Genomic DNA, 15,495 nt, shown 5'->3' on the forward strand with positions numbered 1-15,495 from the left:
GTGAGGTCAGGGCGCGTCGTCCTGCAGGAAACCGCCCGATTGCCGCCGCCATAGCTGCGCGTAGATGCCGTCGGCCGCGATCAGCGCCTCGTGCGTGCCTTGTTCGACGATCCGGCCGCGCTCCATGACGATCAGCCGGTCCATTGCCGCGATCGTCGACAGCCGGTGCGCGATCGCGATCACCGTCTTGCCTTCCATCAGCCGGTACAGGTTCTCCTGGATCGCGGCCTCGGCCTCGGAGTCGAGCGCCGAGGTGGCCTCGTCGAGGACCAGGATCGGGGCATTCTTGAGCAGCACGCGCGCGATTGCGATGCGCTGACGCTGGCCGCCCGACAGCTTGACGCCGCGTTCGCCGACCTGGGCGTCGTAACCGGTGCGGCCCTTGGCATCGCTGAGGCCGAGGATGAACTCGTGCGCCTCGGCGCGCCGCGCGGCCTCGATCATCTCCGCTTCGCTCGCGTCCGGGCGGCCGTAGAGGATGTTCTCGCGTACCGAGCGGTGCAGCAGCGAGGTGTCCTGGGTCACCATGCCGATCTGCGCACGCAACGAGTCCTGGGTGACGGTCGCGATGTCGACACCGTCGATGCGGATCGTCCCGGCCTCACGGTCGTAGAAGCGCAGCAGCAGGTTGACCAGGGTCGACTTGCCCGCGCCCGAGCGTCCGACCAGGCCGATCTTCTCGCCGGGTCGCACGTGCAAATCCAGGCCTTCGATGACGCTGCGCTCGGCCTGACCGTAGTGGAAGTCGACACCCTCGAAGCGGATGTCGCCGCGCACCGGCGGCAGCACCTGTGCGGCGGGGGCATCGTCCACCGTGGGCGCCAGCGAGATCGAGTTGATGCCGTCGCGCACCGTGCCGATGTTCTCGAACAGTGCCGAGAGCTCCCACATGATCCATTGCGACATGCCCAGCATGCGCAGCGCCAGCGCGATCGCCACCGCGATCGCGCCGGTGCTGATCGCCCCGCCATGCCACAGCCACAGGCCGAGTCCGCCGACCGAGGCGACCAGCAACATGTTGAGCACGTAGTTGCAGACGTTGATGATCGTTACCAGGCGCATCTGCCGATGCACGGTGTCGAGGAAGCCGTCCATCGCCTCATAGGCATAGGACTGCTCGCGCGAGGAATGCGAGAACAGCTTGACCGTGGCGATGTTGGTGTAGCTGTCGACGATGCGGCCGGTCATCACCGCGCGGGCGTCGGCCTGCTTCTCGGAGATCTTGCTCAGCCGCGGCACGAAGACGCGCATCAGTGCCGCGTAGCAGAGCACCCAACCCAGGAACGGCAGCATCATCCGCCAGTCGGCCGAGGCCGCGACCACCAGCGCGCCGGTCAGGTAGACCAGCACGTAGTTGCCGACGTCCAGCAGCTTGATGACCGTCTCGCGCACCGCCAGCGAGGTCTGCATCAGCTTGGTCGCGATGCGGCCGGCGAACTCTTCCTGGAAGTAAGTCATCGACTGCCGCAGCAGGTAGCGATGCACGTTCCAGCGGATCCGCATCGGGAAGTTGCCCAGCAGCGTCTGGTGGATGATCAACGAGCTGAACAAGGTCATCACCGGCAGACCGATGAGCACCAGCACGGCCATCGCCGCGAGGCGACCGCCCTCGGCGTCGAGGAACGAGGCGGGCGTGTGCGCCGCCAGGCGATCGACCAGCGAGCCGACGTAGGCGTAGAGCACGACCTCGGCGATGGCGATGGCCGCGGTGAACAGCGCCATCAGCAGCAGCCAGCGGCCGCTGCCGCGCACGTAGTGCATGCAGAACGCGAACAGCGTCCGCGGCGGCTGTTCGGGCGGGGCGGACGGGAATGGGGCGATGCGGTTTTCGAACCAGCGGAGCATGGGCGATCCAGTGCGGCACGCGAGCGCGCGCGGGGCGTCGTCGGGGGAGAGGGGCATTGTCGGCGATGCGCCTGCGGCTGTCGCGGCGTGGGAGCCCGCTTGCGTTCAGCCGACGTGCGTGGCGGCCCGGGCGCGCCGCTACGGAATGTCGAGCACGACACGGCCCAGGTGATGGGCGGTGAGCGCGCGCTCGGCATCGGCGATCCGCGATAGCGGCAGGCGGGTCCCGATATGCAGGTGGAAAGGCCCGCGCTCGATCGCGCGGCAGGCGGCCTGCACCGAGGTCGCGCCGGCATGCGCGCCGAAGCCGGTCGCGGCGATGTCCGCGCGCGCTGGTGGCGGCGTCACACCATGCGGCCAGGCGATCCGGCCCCCGGGTTGCAGGGCATCGACCACGCGTTGGGCGAGCACGGCGTCGCTCGCGGTCAGCAGGGCTGCGGTCGGGCGTTCGGGGGCGAAGATGCGCAGCGTGGCGGCGAGGTCGTGGCGCCGGCCATCGATCGCCATGTCCGCGCCGAGCCGCTCGGCCAGCGCGATGCCATCGGCACCCGAGACGACCGCCAGCACACGTGCGCCACGCTGACGGGCGAACTGCAGCGCCATGTGCCCGATGCCGCCGCTGGCGCCGAGCAGCACCAAGGTATCGCCGGCGCCCAGCCCCAGTACCTGGGCGACGGCGTGCATCGCCAGGCCGCCATCGACCGGTAGGGCGGCGGCATGCGGCAGCGGCAGGCGCGCGGGAATGCGCCAGACACGATCGGCATCGACGAGTGCGAATTGCGCGTGGAACCCGTGGCGTGGGGCGCCCGGCAGCGCCAGGCCGCAGACCCGATCGCCCTCGCGCAGCCGTTGCACGCCCGCGCCGACCTCGACCACCGTCCCGGCGCCTTCCGCGCCGCCGATCCAAGGGCCGGGGGTTCGCGACGCGGTGCCGGGCAGGCGGCCGTCGCGCTCGAGAATGTCCCAGTGGCCGAAACCGGCCGACAGCACGCGGATCAGCACCTGGTCGGGGCCGGGCAGCGGAATCGGCGTTTCCACGTCGATCCACGCGCCCGGTGCGCCCGGTGCGCAGGCGACCGCCTGCATCGTCTCCGGCTCGGCGTCGGCATGCGACCAGGCGCAGGACGCCTGGATCAAGGGCGAGGCGAGAGTTTCGAGTGTCATACGGGCTCCTGTCGGATTGCGGGGCAATGCCGGGCAGGGTAAAACCTCAACAAATGTTGAGGTCAAGAGGATGCGAGATGGGCCAGGTTGGGGCTGGGAACCACGACACGTTGTCGGTCGGCGAACTGGCCGAACGCAGCGGTGTGGCGATCTCTGCGCTGCATTTCTACGAACGCCAAGGACTGCTGCACAGCACACGCAATGCCGGCAATCAGCGTCGGTATCGGCGCGATGCGTTGCGGCGGGTCGCGGTGATCCGGGTCGCGCAGCGGGCGGGCATCCCGCTGGCCGCCATCGGCCAGGCGCTGGCGACCCTGCCCGACGGGCGGACGCCGACCCAGGCTGACTGGACGCGCCTGTCGCGCCACTGGCGGTCCGACCTCGATGCCCGCATCGCCCAGCTCACGCGATTGCGCGATCAACTCGATGGCTGCATCGGCTGCGGATGTCTGTCGCTGCGGGTGTGTCCCTTGCGCAATCCGGGCGATGTGGCCGGCACGCAGGGTCCGGGCGCACCGTATCTGGAGCCGTGATCCGCGAGACGGGGCCTGGTGCCCTGCGTCGGCCTCGGAGGGTGAAGTACGGCCGCTGCGATCACGGCGGCGCGCCGTCCTCGGCGCCACGACGATGCCTGTGGGCCCGTGTGCGTGCCGCCGCGATGCACCGGGCCAGGCTTTGGCCGACCGATCGGCAGAAGCGATCCAGGTCGGTGACCGTCACGCCCTGGTACCAAGATAGACCAGCGACCAATGCGCTCGCGACCGCAGGCCCGGCCGCCATGGCGAACCTGCGGGTCCAGGCCGCCTCGACATCGAGCGCGACCGCATAGGGCAACAGATGTTCGTAGTGGTGGACATCTTGCAGCGGCGCGACCTCGGGAACGGCCCCCTTGGAGCCGTCGTCGCCGGCCAGATAGCGACGCAGGCCCTGGACGTGCGCCAGCAGGCGGCGCCCCTCGGCCGTGGGTGCCCGCGCGCGCACCGCGAAGGCGATCAGCACCAGGCCCATCGCCGCGACGATGGCGAGCGTCGTCGCCCAAAGGTCGGCATCGAGGGACAGCCACAGCGCGCCCGCTGCTGAGATCAGCGCGATCGCAAGCGCCGTGAGCATGCCGCCGCCGCGGGCGCTGAACAACGCCGGCTGGAAGCGGCGACGCAGCGCGCGCTCGTGCGCCCGCCAGGTTGCGCCGACGGCATCGGCCTGCTCCGGCGCGAGCACGATCGCGTCCTGCGGGCCTGGCAGCAGTGCGGTCAGCAGCGCGCGCTGTTCCAGGGTGGGCAGGCGGTGTGCGCCGCTGCGGGTGCGCAGCACGCGCCAGTGCATGCCCCCGCGCGCGCGTTCGCGCACCAGGTGCACATGGTCGTCGACTGCGGCCGCCAGCAGATCGGACGACAGACAGCGCGCGTCGTAACGCATGCGCAGCAGGTAGCGCAGCCCGCCCGGCGAGAAGCCCGGCGGCGGGGCATCGTGGCGTATCGTGTCGTCGTTGGCCTGATCGCAGCTGTGTCGGCGTCTTTGCAGGGCGTACAAGACGAGCAGGGCCGCCAGTCCGACGAGCGCGATCAGCGGGCCGCGGTGATCGTGCAGCCACCAGGCCAGGCGCTGCTGTCGGCTGGGCGGCGCGATCAGGCCCTTGGGGAAGGCCAGCGAGACTGTCCAGCCCGCTTCCGGCGGCAGCGGCCGTGCCAGCGTCCAGCGGGCGCTCCCGGCGGCCGACAGTGCCACGTGAAAGTCCCGGCCCGGCGCGTTCGCAGTGCCGGTGGCGCCATCGGCGCGCAGCGTCTCGACCGGCACCGCATCCGGCAGCGCGATCGAGATGCTGCCGCGTTCGATCTCCACGCCCCGTGCGGGGCGAGCGCCGGCAGATACACCGTGTCGTGATCGTCGAAGAAGCCGAGCTGGCGCGTGGTCCGATAGCGCAAGGTATAGACCGGCGTGGACGGAGTCGGAAGGTGGCTGGCATCGCCGACGTGCACGCGCATGCGGTTGCCAGTGCGCTCGGCCGTCCAGGGCGCCGGTCGGCCGTCGCGCAGCACCTCGTACACGTCCAGCTCGACAACGACGCGGGTGCCCGTCGGGTCGCGGTAGCGGACCGGAATGTCGCGCACGATGCCATGGCGGAAGATCCGGCCTTCGGCGCGGATCGCGATGCGTTCGGTGACGTCGAGGCGGCCGTCGGCGAGAACCCGGACTTCGATGTCGTCGGCCAGGATGCGCTCCTGCGCCCAGGCCGTCGGCACCGCGAGCAGCCACGCCAGTAGCTGGCATCGCAGCGCCCAGCCCCGCCAGCGCCCGGGTGACCGGCTCGCGGGCATGGCCCGCCGTGGCGCAGGTCTTGCCGTCGGGGCGCCGGAGCAGACCGCGTCCCGATGCGCTGGGGCGGGCGGCATCGTGTCGTCGGCGGCGCTCGGTCGGCGGGGGCTGCGGGGCATGGTGGGCAGGGCGGTCAAACCCCGAGCATACCCGCGCCAAGCGTCGCTCCGCCCGCTTGCCGGCCCCGGCCCGAGGCGTACACTCGAGCCCTTCGACCCGTCTGCCGCCTGGAGCGTCACGCCCATGAACAAGCTGCGCCTGTCCCTGTCGATCGCCATGCTCGCCGCGGCCGTGTACGCCGCCCATGCCCAGCAGCCCGCCCCGGCGGCGCAGCCGGCAGCGGCGCAACAGCCCGCGCAGCAGCCGGCGCTCACCGCCGAGCAGCAGGCGCAGATCGCGCGACAGGATGCCGAGATCAGCGCCGCCGCACTGCAGATCATGCAGATGATCGATGCCAACCGCGCCGGCGAGGTCTGGGACGGTGCCTCGGCGACGATGAAGGGTCTGGTGTCGCGCGAGGACTTCGTGCGCCAGGTCGCCGCCGACCGCAGTCGGTTGGGTGCACCGGCCTCGCGCGACCGTCCGGTGGTGAGCCGGTCGCGGTTCGGGGCCGGCGAGGCCGTGCCCGAAGGGATCTATCTCAACGTCGCCTCGCCGACCAAGTTCGCCAACCACGCCCAGCCGATCCGCGAACTGGTGTCGTTCCGCTTCGACGACGACCGCACCTGGCGCGTGTCGGGCTACAGCGTGCGCTAAGCGGCCCCGCAAGGGGGCGGCCGGGCGGTGGAGAAACGGCCACCGCCCACAATCCGGTCAAGGCCGTCTGCCCAGGTCGCGTGCTCTCGTCGGGCGCATCGATCTGCAGCGCAGCGTTGCGTGTGATCCGATATGTTCGGCATCGTTCGCCGCTCTGCCCCGAGATTTTTTGCCCGACCCGTGTCAAGGCCACTCGCTATGGAACGTGCGTTCTGGAATACCCCTTACCTCGCCAACCTGGATGCGGATGTACTCGCCATCGACGGGCGCGAGGTCGTGATCAATCCGACCATCTTCTTCGCCGAATCCGGCGGCCAGGAGTCGGACCACGGCACCATTGGTGGCATCGAGGTCGAACAGGCGCGCATTGTCGACGATCGGATCGTCTATCGCCTCGCCGCTGATCCGGATTTCACGGTCGGCGACCGAGTTGCTGTGGCGATCGATTGGCCACGCCGCTACGCACTGATGCGGCTGCACTTCGCCGCCGAGATCGTGCTCGAACTGTTCTACAAGATGTTCCCGGCCATGGAAAAGGTCGGCGCCCACATCGGCCAGAGCAAGGCACGGATCGACTTCGCCTTCGAGGGCAACATCAGCCAGCACTTTCCCGAAATCGAGCGGGACGTGGCGCAATTGGTCGCCGCCGACCTGCCGATCGAAAGCCGGTTCACCGATGTCGCGCGCCTGCGTCGTTGCTGGTCCATCGCGGGCTTCGCCGAAGTCCCGTGCGGCGGCACGCATCTACGCAGCACGGCCGAAGTCGGACGCATCCGCCTCAAGCGCAACAACATCGGCGCCCACAAGGAGCGCGTGGAGATCTACTTGGCGGATTGACGCGTCCCGGCCAACCGGTCCAGGCGGCCGCACGTGGGCGCTTGTTCGCATCGCGTCGCTGCCGATACTGCGGCACTGTCCAAGCAATGCCGCGGCGCGTCAGGCGGCCCTTCTACTTCGGACTTGCCCGCGTGCCGAGGGCTTTGGGTACCGCGCGTTCAGGCTGAGACCACGCGAATCGCGTGATTGCCGACTTGTACCGTCTGGCCCGCGCGGATCTTGCAGGTCTTGCGCAGTTCGACCGTGCCATCCACGCGGACCGCGCCGCTGGCGACCAGCGCCTTGCCCGCGCCGCCGCTCTCGCACAGCCCTTCGAGCTTGAGCAACTGGTTGAGTTCGACATGCTCGCCTTCGAGCTGGAATTCGACGGGTGCGGGCATCGGGATCCTCCGGAAGGGGCGGTCATTATCGTCATGCGCGGGTGGCCATGCGAGCAGCGATTGCTGTGCGCGAGCGCCCATCGTCCGCGGTCGTCGACATCGGCTTGCGCGGGCTGCGCTAGGGTGCCAGCAACGGAATGCTCGGGAGTCCTCGATGTTCGATTCTCTCGCCACTGTGGTCAGGATCGTCGCGGCATGATCCGCCCCGACCGGCCGGCCAACGAAGCCGAGCGCCAGGCCGCGCTCGATGCCTATCGCATCCTCGACACGCCGCGCGAGGCGGCCTACGACGATCTGGTGCGGATCGCCGCCGCGATCTGCAATGCCCCGATCGCCGCGATCACCTTGATCGACCGCGAGCGGCAGTGGATCAAGGCGGTAACCGGCATCGAGGCGGTCGAGACGCCGCGCGATGAGTCCTTCTGCGCACAGACGATCCTGACGCCCGACGAGACCCTAGTGGTCGAGGACGCGACGCGCGATCCGCGGTTCCGCCACCTGCCCATGGTCACCAGGGCGCCTGGAGTGCGTTTCTACGCCGGCGCGCCGTTGCGTTCGGCAGACGGACATGCGCTGGGGGCGCTGTGCATCGTCGACGCCCATCCGCGGGCGCTCGATGTGCCCCAGCGCGAGGCGCTCGAGGCGCTATCGCGGCAGGCCTCGCGTTTGATGGAGTTGCACCGGGTCAGCGGTGCGCTGCACCTGCAACTCGAGGAGCGGGCCTGGTACGAGCAGCAGTTGCTGCAGTACCAGCAGGCGCTGGAAATGCAGAATGCGGATCTTGCCGAGCAATCGACCACCGACCCGCTCACCGGGCTGGCCAATCGGCGCGGCTTTTCCTGCAAGCTCGAGCAAACCATCGTGCATGCGCATGTCCAGGGCGCGCCCTTGTCGATCGCGGTCGTGGACATCGACCATTTCAAGGCGATCAACGATACCTACGGGCATGCCGAGGGGGATCGGGTGCTGCAACTGCTGGGCGCGTTGTTGCGCGAAACCGAGGTTGCGCGCGGCCGCATCGCTCGGCTCGGCGGCGAGGAGTTCGTCCGTCTGTTGCCCGGGTGCACCCTGGTGCAGGCGGTCGAGGTCTGTGACGCGATGCGCGCCTCGGTCGCGGCGATGCAGTCGCCCTTCGCCCTGACGGTCAGCATCGGTGTCGCCGATCTGGCCGACGACGACGATGCGGCTGCGCTGCTGTCGCGCGCCGATGCGGCGCTGTATCAGGCCAAGCGCAGCGGCCGTAACCGGGTGTGTGCGCTGTCGGCGGACGGGGATGCACTCAGCGGGTGATCGACTTCGCCTCGCCGGTGCCGATGTTCTCGGCGTGCACGATGCGGCGCGGGCGCGCCAGCACTGGATACACCAGCACCGCCGCCAGGATGATCGCGACCCCGACATAGAAGCCCGGCGCAAGCTCGCGCTGCTCGCCCAGCAGCACGATGGCGAGCGCGATCGCGTAGACCGGCTCGAGATTGACCGCCAGTTGCGCGGCGAACGCACTCATGTGGCGCAGCGCGACCAGCGACAGCGCGAACGGCAACAGGGTGCAGGCGAAGGCGAGCAGCAGCAGCCAGGCGCCGTCGCGGGCACCGGGCAGGGTCAGCAGGCTGCCGGCGAACGCCGGGAACAGCAGCGGCATCAGCGGCGCGAGCACAGTCAGCGTCAACGTGCCGGCGCCCAGTTCGAGCGCGGTGACTGTAAGCGGGTCGGCGCGTTCGACCAGGCGCTTGTTCATCGCGCCAAAGCACGCCACGAACAGCGCCGACAGGGCGCCGACCGCGATGCCCACCCGCATGCCGTCCGGCACGCCACCGACGACGAGCGCCACGCCGGGCAACACCGCCAGACCCAGGGCGAGTTCGCGCCAGGAGAAGCGGCTGCGCGCGACCAGCGGTTCGATCAGCGCCACGAATACTGTCGCCAGCGCCATGCAGGTCGCCGCGACCGAGGCATTGGCCAGCTTGACCGCACCGTAGAAGGTCAGCCAATGCAGCGCGACCAGGGCGCCGACGCCAGAGTAGGCCAGCAGCAGGCGGCCAGGCAATGCGCGCAGCCCGCGCCAGACGCGGGGCAGCAACAGCAAGGTGCCCGCGACCAGCAGCATTCGCCACCACACCAGCGGCAGTGCGGGCAGGCTGATCAGCTTGCCGAGGACCGCGGTGAAGCCCCACAGCAACACACACAGGTGGATCTGCCACTGGGCTTTGGCGGCGGGCGTCATCGGGCGTCTCGGTAGGGGAGGCGCACAATCCGCGAGCGGATGGCGCCGCAGGCATGGTGGTGAGACTAGCTGCGCAGCCGTGCCGCGACACTGTCCCAGCTCACGAGTTGCCAGAACGCATCGAGATAGCGCTGGCGGTTATCGCGGTAATCCAGATACCAGGCATGCTCCCACAGCGAGGCGGCCAGCAGCGGCGTGTCGTCGCCGGTCAGCGGTGTCGCCGCATTGGCGGTGACCGCCAGGCCCAGCCGGCCATCGCGACGCTGCAGCAACCACGCCCAGCCGGCGCCGAAGTGACGCTGGGCCAGTATGTCGAAGCGGGTGCGCAGCGTGGCGACATCGCCGAAGTCGCGCGCGATCGCCTCCGCCAGCTTGCCCTTGGGCGCGCCGCCGCCGGCCGCCGCGGGCTTGAGCGAATGCCAGTAGAAGGCGTTGTTCCACGCCTGCGCGGCATGGTCGAACAGCTCGCCATGCGCCTTACGCACGATCGCTTCCAGGGAGGCCTCGGCCAGATCGGTACCCGCCACCAACGCATTGACGCGCTCGATGTGCGCGAGCTGATGCCGGCCGTGATGCTGGTCCAGCGTCTCGCCGGACAGGTGCGGTTCGAGCGCGGTGCGATCGTAGGGCAGGGCGGCGAATTCGACAGGCATGGGGCGCGGACAGCTCCGTGGGGCGATGGCGTCGGGTGCGACGCGATAGAATGAGCGGATTCTAACCCCGACCGTCGCCGCCACCGCTGGCGACGCGCCCCTTTCGGAGTCGCCTCGTGTCGATCCTCGAACGCATCCAGGCCGAAATCGACGGCCATGCCGTCGTGCTGTTCATGAAAGGGACCCCGCAGTTCCCGATGTGCGGCCATTCCGCGCGCACGGCCGACGCTCTGGCCGCGGCCGGGGCGCACGATTTCCGCACCGTCAACGTGCTCGAGGAGCCGGAGATCCGCGCCAATCTGCCCCGGTTCTCGAACTGGCCGACCTTCCCACAGTTGTTCGTCCGCGGCGAGCTGATCGGCGGCTGCGACATCACGCTTGAGCTGCACGAATCGGGCGAGCTGGCCCGCATCCTGGCCGAGGTGCTGAAGCCGTGAGCGCGCCGGTGCTGGATATTCCGGTGCGCCCTGCCGCGCTCGCCGGGCGCACGATCCTGATCGTTGGCGCCCATGGCGGCCTGGGCGAGGCCGCGGCGATGGCGTGTGTTCAGGCCGGTGCCTCGCTGGTGCTGCTTGGCCGCAAGGTGCCGCGCCTGAACCGGCTGCACGACCGGCTGCAGGCGCAGGGCCAGGCGCCGGCGCTGTATCCGCTCGATCTCGAAGGTGCGGGGCCCGACGACTACGCGCAGATGGCCGAGCGCATCGAGGCCGACACCGGACGCCTGGACGGCGTGCTGCACGTAGCGGCCCAGTTTTCCGGGCTGACCCCGCTCGAGCACACCGATCCGGCGGCGTTCGCGCGTGCGCTGCACGTCAACCTGACTGCGCGCTGGTGGCTGACCCAGGCTTGCCTGCCGTTGCTGCGAAGGGCAGCCGACAGTGCGGTGGTGTTCGCGATCGATCCGCCGGCCCGCACCGGCGGCGCCTACTGGGGCGGCTATGGCGTCGCCCAGGCTGGCCTGGAGACGCTGGTGCGCATGCTCCATGCCGAGCTCGCCAACTCGCCGGTGCGCGTGAGCGGCCTGTCTCCGCCGCCGATGCGCACCGGCTTGCGCAGCCGTGCGCATGTGGAGGAGGACGACCGGTTGGCGCAGGATCCGGCGCGCGTCGCGCCGCATTGCGTCACCCTGCTGTCGGCGGCCGGCGTCGCCCATCGCGGCCAAGTCTGGTCGCCCGACGGAGTCGCGCCATGACTGTCGCCTCGGCCGCCCTGCTGCTGTTCTTGATCCTCGATCCGCTGGGCAACATCCCAGTGTTCCTGAGCATGCTGCGGCGACTCACGCCGCAGCGCCAGCGCGTGGTGCTCGCGCGCGAACTGCTGATCGCGCTGTTGGTGCTGATGCTGTTTCTGTGGGGCGGCAAGTACGCGCTGGAGATCATGCATCTGCGCCAGGAGTCAGTCGCGATCGCTGGCGGCATCGTGCTGTTCCTGATCGGCATCCGCATGATCTTTCCGCCGACCGGCGGACTGATGGGCGAGATCCCCGACGGCGAACCCTTCATCGTGCCGATGGCGATCCCGCTGGTTGCCGGCCCCTCGGGCATGGCCGCGGTGATGTTGATGGGCAGCAACGAGCCCGACCGGCTGGGCGAGTGGAGCCTGGCGCTGCTGATCGCCTGGGGCGCGACTGCCGCGATCCTGTTCTCGGCCACCTATCTCTACAAGCTGCTCGGCGCCCGCGCGCTGACCGCCCTGGAACGGCTGATGGGCATGCTGCTGGTGGCGATCTCGGTGCAGATGCTGCTCGACGGCATCGTCGGCTTCCTGCGCGACGCACCGGCGGTCTAAGGACCCGGCGATGTGACCGGATCGCGACGGGCGGTCCGGCGCGTCGCACCGTGCGTGGAGAAAAGCCAACGGATTCAGCCGTTTGCGGGATCGGCCCGGTGTCATGGCACTGTCACTGAGCCCCGCTACCGTGTTAACCTGTTCTTAACCACTCGCGCGGTAGCGCGCGCCGTGGCAGGGGACCCCACTCGCTTACCGACCTGACCGTCGCCGCGCCGCAAGGCGCGCGCCGCTATCCACGCATCGAGGCTAACCACCCATGAAACACCCGAATCGCGCCCGACTTTCCAAATTGTCGCTGGGCCTGATCGTCGCACTCGCCGCTGCCCCTGCCTTCGCGCAGAGCACCTCCGCCGGCGTCGGCGGCCAGGTCACGGGCGCTGGCGGCCAGCCCGTCACGGGCGCCGAAGTGACCATCGTCCATACCGAGTCGGGCACGGTCAGCCGCGCCACCACCGATGCCAGCGGCCGCTACAACGCCCGCGGCCTGCGCGTCGGCGGTCCGTACACGATCACGATCACCAAGGCGGGCGAGGGCACCAAGACCGAAGAGAACGTCTACCTGTCGCTGAGCCAGATCAGCACGGTCAACGCCGCGCTGGACAACGACATGACGACGCTCGGTACCGTGGTCGCCACGGCGATCGGCGGCGGCTCGGAAGTCTTCAGCGCCACCAAGATGGGCACCGGCACCAACGTCAACCGTGACGTCATCGAGGCGCTGCCCTCGGTCGGCGGCAATATCCAGGACTACATCCGCCTCGACCCCCGCGTCGCCCAGGTCAACAAGGCGGACGGCCAGATCTCGGTGGGTGGTCAGAATCCCCGCTACAACGCCATCCGTGTCGACGGCGTGTCGGTCAGCGACACCTTCGGCCTGGAAGACAACAATCTGCCGACGCGCCGCCAGCCCGTCGCCATGGATGCGCTCGAAGCGATCAACGTCGACATCTCCAACTACGACGTGACCATTGCCGGCGCGACCGGCGCGGTGATCGATGCGGTCACCAAGTCGGGTACCAATGAGTTCAGCGGCTCGGTCTACGGCGCCTATCGCGATGGCGACTGGTTCGGCAAGGATCCCGAGGGCTTCGAGTTCGACGGCTTCGAGAAGGAGCAGACCTACGGCGTGACGTTCGGCGGCCCGATCCTGAAGGATCGCCTGTTCTTCTTCGCCAACTACGAGAAGCAGGAATGGAAGGCGCCGGGCTCGAGCCTGGCCGACAGTGCCGTGGGCACCGGTGCGATCTCGCAGGCGCAGGTTGACGAGGCGGTCCGGATCGCCCGTGACGTGCACGGCTTCGACGCCGGCGGCCTGGGCGACACCGACGGCAGCACGACGATGGAAGAGCGTGCGGTCAAGATCGACTGGAACATCACCGACAACCATCGCGCCAGCTTCCGCTACAGCGAGGTTGACCAGAGCCAGCTGCGGACCCCGTCCACCAGCGGCACGATCGTCAACCTCAGCTCGACGCACTACCAGCAGGAAAAGTCGATCAAGAACTACGTCGCGCAGATGTTCAGCGACTGGAGCGAGAACTTCTCGACCGAGTTCAAGGTGTCCTACCGCGACTACTCGTCCGAGCGCGTGAGCCCGAACACGCTCGCCAACATCAAGATCTACTTCGAGGGTGACGAGGCCAACCCGACCGGGCGTTTCATCCAGATGGGCCAGGACGTCAGCACCCCGCTGAACCTGCTCACGACCGAGACCTGGACCGGCTACGGCGCCGGCGTGCTCGCGTTCGCCGATCACGAACTGAAGTTCGGCGTCGACTACAGCACCAACGACGTCTACAACATGTTCGTCCAGAACGCCTACGGCACCTACGAGTTCTACGAGAGCGGTCTGCTCGAAGAGGGCAACTTCGCCAGCGGTCGCTGGAGCACCTACCAGCTGCATGCCCCCCAGCCGGGCGCGAGCATCGATTCGGTCGGCGCGGCGTTCAAGTACAAGGAACTGGGCCTGTTCGTGCAGGACACCTGGTTCGTCAACAACAACCTGACCCTGACCTTCGGCCTGCGCGCCGACAAGCCCAGCGTCGGCGGCCGTCCGGGCTTCAACCAGGCCGCGCTCGACGCCTTCGGCTACGACAACAGCTACGCGCTGGGCAAGGACGAGTGGCTGGTGCAGCCGCGCTTCGGCTTCAACTACACCTTCGACAGCGAGCGTCCGACGCAGCTGCGCGGCGGCATCGGCCTGTTCCGCGGCACCTCGCCGCAGGTGTGGTTCGGCAACGCCTACAGCAACACCGGCCTGAACTACGTCCGCTACGACCTCGAGCTCGGCGACGATGTCGACTGGCGCACGCTGCCGTTCGAGCCCAACGGCCTCGACCAGACGCGTCCGACCGGCGCGGGTGCTGGCGGCGAGATGAACGTCAACTTCGTCGGCCCCGACTTCGAGCAGCCCTCGGTGTGGAAGGCCAACCTCGCCATCGACCACGAACTGCCGTGGTACGGGCTGGTCGCGTCGGCCGAACTGCTGGCCACCCAGGTCAAGAGCGCGCTGTTCTACCGCAGCATCAACATCGGTGAGTCGGTCTTCAAGGGCCCCGATGGGCGCGACATGTACTACGACCCGGCGCGCATCGGCCGCAGCTGGACCTCGGGCTCGAACCGCTATCGTCGCAACACCGATTTCGGTCAGGTGTTCTTCTTGGACAACACCGACAAGGGCGAGAGCCAGCAGTTCACGCTGTCGCTGGAAAAGCCCTGGTCGCCTGACGGCCACTGGTCCTGGAACGTGGGCTACACGTTCACCAACTCGAACTCGGTCAGCGACATGACCAGCTCGACCGCGAGCTCGACCTGGAACTACAACTACATCTTCAACGCCAACGAAGACGTGGCCTCGACCTCGCGCTACGAGATCCGCGATCGTTTCTCGGCGTCGTTGAACTGGCGTCACAACTTCTTCGGTGATTACAAGACCTCGGTCGGCGTGTTCTACGAAGGCCGCACCGGTCGTCCCTTCAGCTACGTCTTCACCAACGACGCCAACGGCGACGGCCGCAGCGGCAACGACCTGTTCTACGTCCCCAACGCACCGGGCGACGTGCTGTTCGGCAGCCTGAGCTCGTCGGGCGTGTTCACGCCGGATCCGGCGATGGAAAACCGGTTCTTCGAGTGGCTGGAGCAGAACCAGGACCTGCAGCGCTACCGCGGCGGTCACGTCGACAAGAACGGCGGTCGCGCCAGCTGGGTCAACAGCTTCGACATCCGTGTGAGCCAGGAGCTGCCCGGCTTCTTCAACGGCCACAAGTCGGAGATCTGGCTGGACATCATGAACGTCGGCAACCTGATCAATTCCGATTGGGGTCACATCTACGACTACGGCTTCTTCGCCAACCGTCGTGTGCTCACCGCCGCCGGGATCTATGACGGCAAGTACGTCTACAGCAACTTCGATCCCAGCCGCGTCGAGCCGCCGACCATCGCCAACAACTCCAACAGCATCGGCAACACCGGCGTGTCGCAGTGGTCGCTGCAGTTGGGCTTCCGCTACAAGTTCTGATCCGACGCGCCGTCAGGC

Annotated in this window: 15 protein-coding genes; 9 read left to right on the forward strand and 6 right to left on the reverse strand. The window is 68.6% G+C overall.

The window, feature by feature from the left end; genetic code table 11:
- Positions 1-6: 6 nt before the first annotated feature.
- Together BEN78_11575 and BEN78_11580 are read right to left on the reverse strand one after the other, a co-directional pair.
- Complete coding sequence (locus BEN78_11575) at positions 7-1,845, reverse strand: multidrug ABC transporter ATP-binding protein (GenBank protein ID ASR43917.1); 1,839 nt, start codon at positions 1,843-1,845, stop codon at positions 7-9.
- Positions 1,846-1,983: 138 nt separating this feature from the next.
- Positions 1,984-2,931, reverse strand: coding sequence for a hypothetical protein (locus tag BEN78_11580; GenBank protein ID ASR45101.1), 948 nt, complete (start codon positions 2,929-2,931; stop codon positions 1,984-1,986).
- 155 nt (positions 2,932-3,086) lie between these two features.
- Between BEN78_11580 and BEN78_11585 the strand changes: the two genes are divergently transcribed.
- A complete protein-coding gene (locus BEN78_11585) occupies positions 3,087-3,542 on the forward strand; it encodes a redox-sensitive transcriptional activator SoxR (GenBank protein ID ASR43918.1) in 456 nt (151 codons plus the stop codon).
- Positions 3,543-3,603: 61 nt separating this feature from the next.
- Here BEN78_11585 and BEN78_11590 read toward each other — a convergent pair whose 3' ends face one another.
- The gene (locus BEN78_11590) at positions 3,604-4,848 is read right to left on the reverse strand and encodes a hypothetical protein (protein ID ASR43919.1); all 1,245 of its coding nucleotides are present in this window, start codon (positions 4,846-4,848) and stop codon (positions 3,604-3,606) included.
- Between the two features lie 113 nt (positions 4,849-4,961).
- Here BEN78_11590 and BEN78_11595 point away from each other — a divergent pair, with 113 nt between their 5' ends.
- The 3 genes from BEN78_11595 (at position 4,962) to BEN78_11605 (ending at position 6,915) form a co-directional block, all read left to right on the forward strand.
- Positions 4,962-5,270 (forward strand): hypothetical protein, encoded by a 309-nt coding sequence (locus BEN78_11595; protein ASR43920.1) that lies wholly within the window; start codon positions 4,962-4,964, stop codon positions 5,268-5,270.
- A gap of 295 nt (positions 5,271-5,565) precedes the next feature.
- The gene (locus tag BEN78_11600) at positions 5,566-6,078 is read left to right on the forward strand and encodes a hypothetical protein (GenBank protein ID ASR43921.1); all 513 of its coding nucleotides are present in this window, start codon (positions 5,566-5,568) and stop codon (positions 6,076-6,078) included.
- Positions 6,079-6,276: 198 nt separating this feature from the next.
- The gene (locus BEN78_11605; protein ID ASR43922.1) at positions 6,277-6,915 is read left to right on the forward strand and encodes an alanyl-tRNA editing protein; all 639 of its coding nucleotides are present in this window, start codon (positions 6,277-6,279) and stop codon (positions 6,913-6,915) included.
- A 158-nt stretch (positions 6,916-7,073) separates the two neighbouring features.
- Here the strand turns inward: BEN78_11605 and BEN78_11610 are convergent, their stop codons facing one another.
- Complete coding sequence (locus BEN78_11610) at positions 7,074-7,295, reverse strand: RNA-binding protein (GenBank protein ASR43923.1); 222 nt, start codon at positions 7,293-7,295, stop codon at positions 7,074-7,076.
- Positions 7,296-7,490: 195 nt separating this feature from the next.
- On the opposite strand from BEN78_11610, the gene BEN78_11615 reads away from it, so the two are divergent.
- Positions 7,491-8,585, forward strand: coding sequence for a diguanylate cyclase (locus BEN78_11615; protein ASR43924.1), 1,095 nt, complete (start codon positions 7,491-7,493; stop codon positions 8,583-8,585).
- On the opposite strand, the gene BEN78_11620 is transcribed toward BEN78_11615, so the two are convergent.
- Together BEN78_11620 and BEN78_11625 are read right to left on the reverse strand one after the other, a co-directional pair.
- Positions 8,575-9,516 carry a hypothetical protein gene (locus tag BEN78_11620; GenBank protein ASR43925.1) on the reverse strand — a complete coding sequence of 314 codons (942 nt, stop codon included), beginning with the start codon at positions 9,514-9,516 and terminating at the stop codon, positions 8,575-8,577. The genes BEN78_11615 and BEN78_11620 overlap by 11 nt on opposite strands.
- A gap of 65 nt (positions 9,517-9,581) precedes the next feature.
- Positions 9,582-10,169, reverse strand: coding sequence for a superoxide dismutase (locus BEN78_11625; protein ASR43926.1), 588 nt, complete (start codon positions 10,167-10,169; stop codon positions 9,582-9,584).
- Positions 10,170-10,285: 116 nt separating this feature from the next.
- Between BEN78_11625 and BEN78_11630 the strand changes: the two genes are divergently transcribed.
- The 4 genes from BEN78_11630 (at position 10,286) to BEN78_11645 (ending at position 15,477) form a co-directional block, all read left to right on the forward strand.
- On the forward strand, positions 10,286-10,606 hold the full coding sequence (locus tag BEN78_11630; protein ASR43927.1) for a monothiol glutaredoxin, Grx4 family: 321 nt from the start codon (positions 10,286-10,288) through the stop codon (positions 10,604-10,606).
- An 8-nt stretch (positions 10,607-10,614) separates the two neighbouring features.
- Positions 10,615-11,361 carry a short-chain dehydrogenase gene (locus tag BEN78_11635; GenBank protein ID ASR45102.1) on the forward strand — a complete coding sequence of 249 codons (747 nt, stop codon included), beginning with the start codon at positions 10,615-10,617 and terminating at the stop codon, positions 11,359-11,361.
- A complete protein-coding gene (locus BEN78_11640) occupies positions 11,358-11,957 on the forward strand; it encodes a hypothetical protein (GenBank protein ID ASR43928.1) in 600 nt (199 codons plus the stop codon). The genes BEN78_11635 and BEN78_11640 overlap by 4 nt, the downstream gene beginning before the upstream one ends.
- 259 nt (positions 11,958-12,216) lie before the next feature.
- Positions 12,217-15,477, forward strand: a complete 3,261-nt coding sequence (locus tag BEN78_11645) for an Oar protein (protein ID ASR43929.1) — start codon at positions 12,217-12,219, stop codon at positions 15,475-15,477.
- Positions 15,478-15,495 lie beyond the last annotated feature (18 nt).

It is taken from the genome of Xanthomonas citri pv. mangiferaeindicae, assembly GCA_002240395.1.
Taxonomy (GTDB): domain Bacteria; phylum Pseudomonadota; class Gammaproteobacteria; order Xanthomonadales; family Xanthomonadaceae; genus Luteimonas; species Luteimonas citri_A.

Excerpts from the sequence above, each read along its gene's own strand:
- BEN78_11575 (ASR43917.1), bottom strand. The coding sequence starts at position 1,845 with ATGCTCCGCTGGTTCGAAAACCGCATCGCCCCATTCCCGTCCGCCCCG.
- BEN78_11580 (ASR45101.1), bottom strand. The coding sequence starts at position 2,931 with ATGCAGGCGGTCGCCTGCGCACCGGGCGCACCGGGCGCGTGGATCGAC.
- BEN78_11585 (ASR43918.1), top strand. The coding sequence starts at position 3,087 with ATGGGCCAGGTTGGGGCTGGGAACCACGACACGTTGTCGGTCGGCGAA.
- BEN78_11600 (ASR43921.1), top strand. The coding sequence starts at position 5,566 with ATGAACAAGCTGCGCCTGTCCCTGTCGATCGCCATGCTCGCCGCGGCC.
- BEN78_11605 (ASR43922.1), top strand. The coding sequence starts at position 6,277 with ATGGAACGTGCGTTCTGGAATACCCCTTACCTCGCCAACCTGGATGCG.
- BEN78_11610 (ASR43923.1), bottom strand. The coding sequence starts at position 7,295 with ATGCCCGCACCCGTCGAATTCCAGCTCGAAGGCGAGCATGTCGAACTC.
- BEN78_11615 (ASR43924.1), top strand. The coding sequence starts at position 7,491 with ATGATCCGCCCCGACCGGCCGGCCAACGAAGCCGAGCGCCAGGCCGCG.
- BEN78_11620 (ASR43925.1), bottom strand. The coding sequence starts at position 9,516 with ATGACGCCCGCCGCCAAAGCCCAGTGGCAGATCCACCTGTGTGTGTTG.
- BEN78_11625 (ASR43926.1), bottom strand. The coding sequence starts at position 10,169 with ATGCCTGTCGAATTCGCCGCCCTGCCCTACGATCGCACCGCGCTCGAA.
- BEN78_11640 (ASR43928.1), top strand. The coding sequence starts at position 11,358 with ATGACTGTCGCCTCGGCCGCCCTGCTGCTGTTCTTGATCCTCGATCCG.
- BEN78_11645 (ASR43929.1), top strand. The coding sequence starts at position 12,217 with ATGAAACACCCGAATCGCGCCCGACTTTCCAAATTGTCGCTGGGCCTG.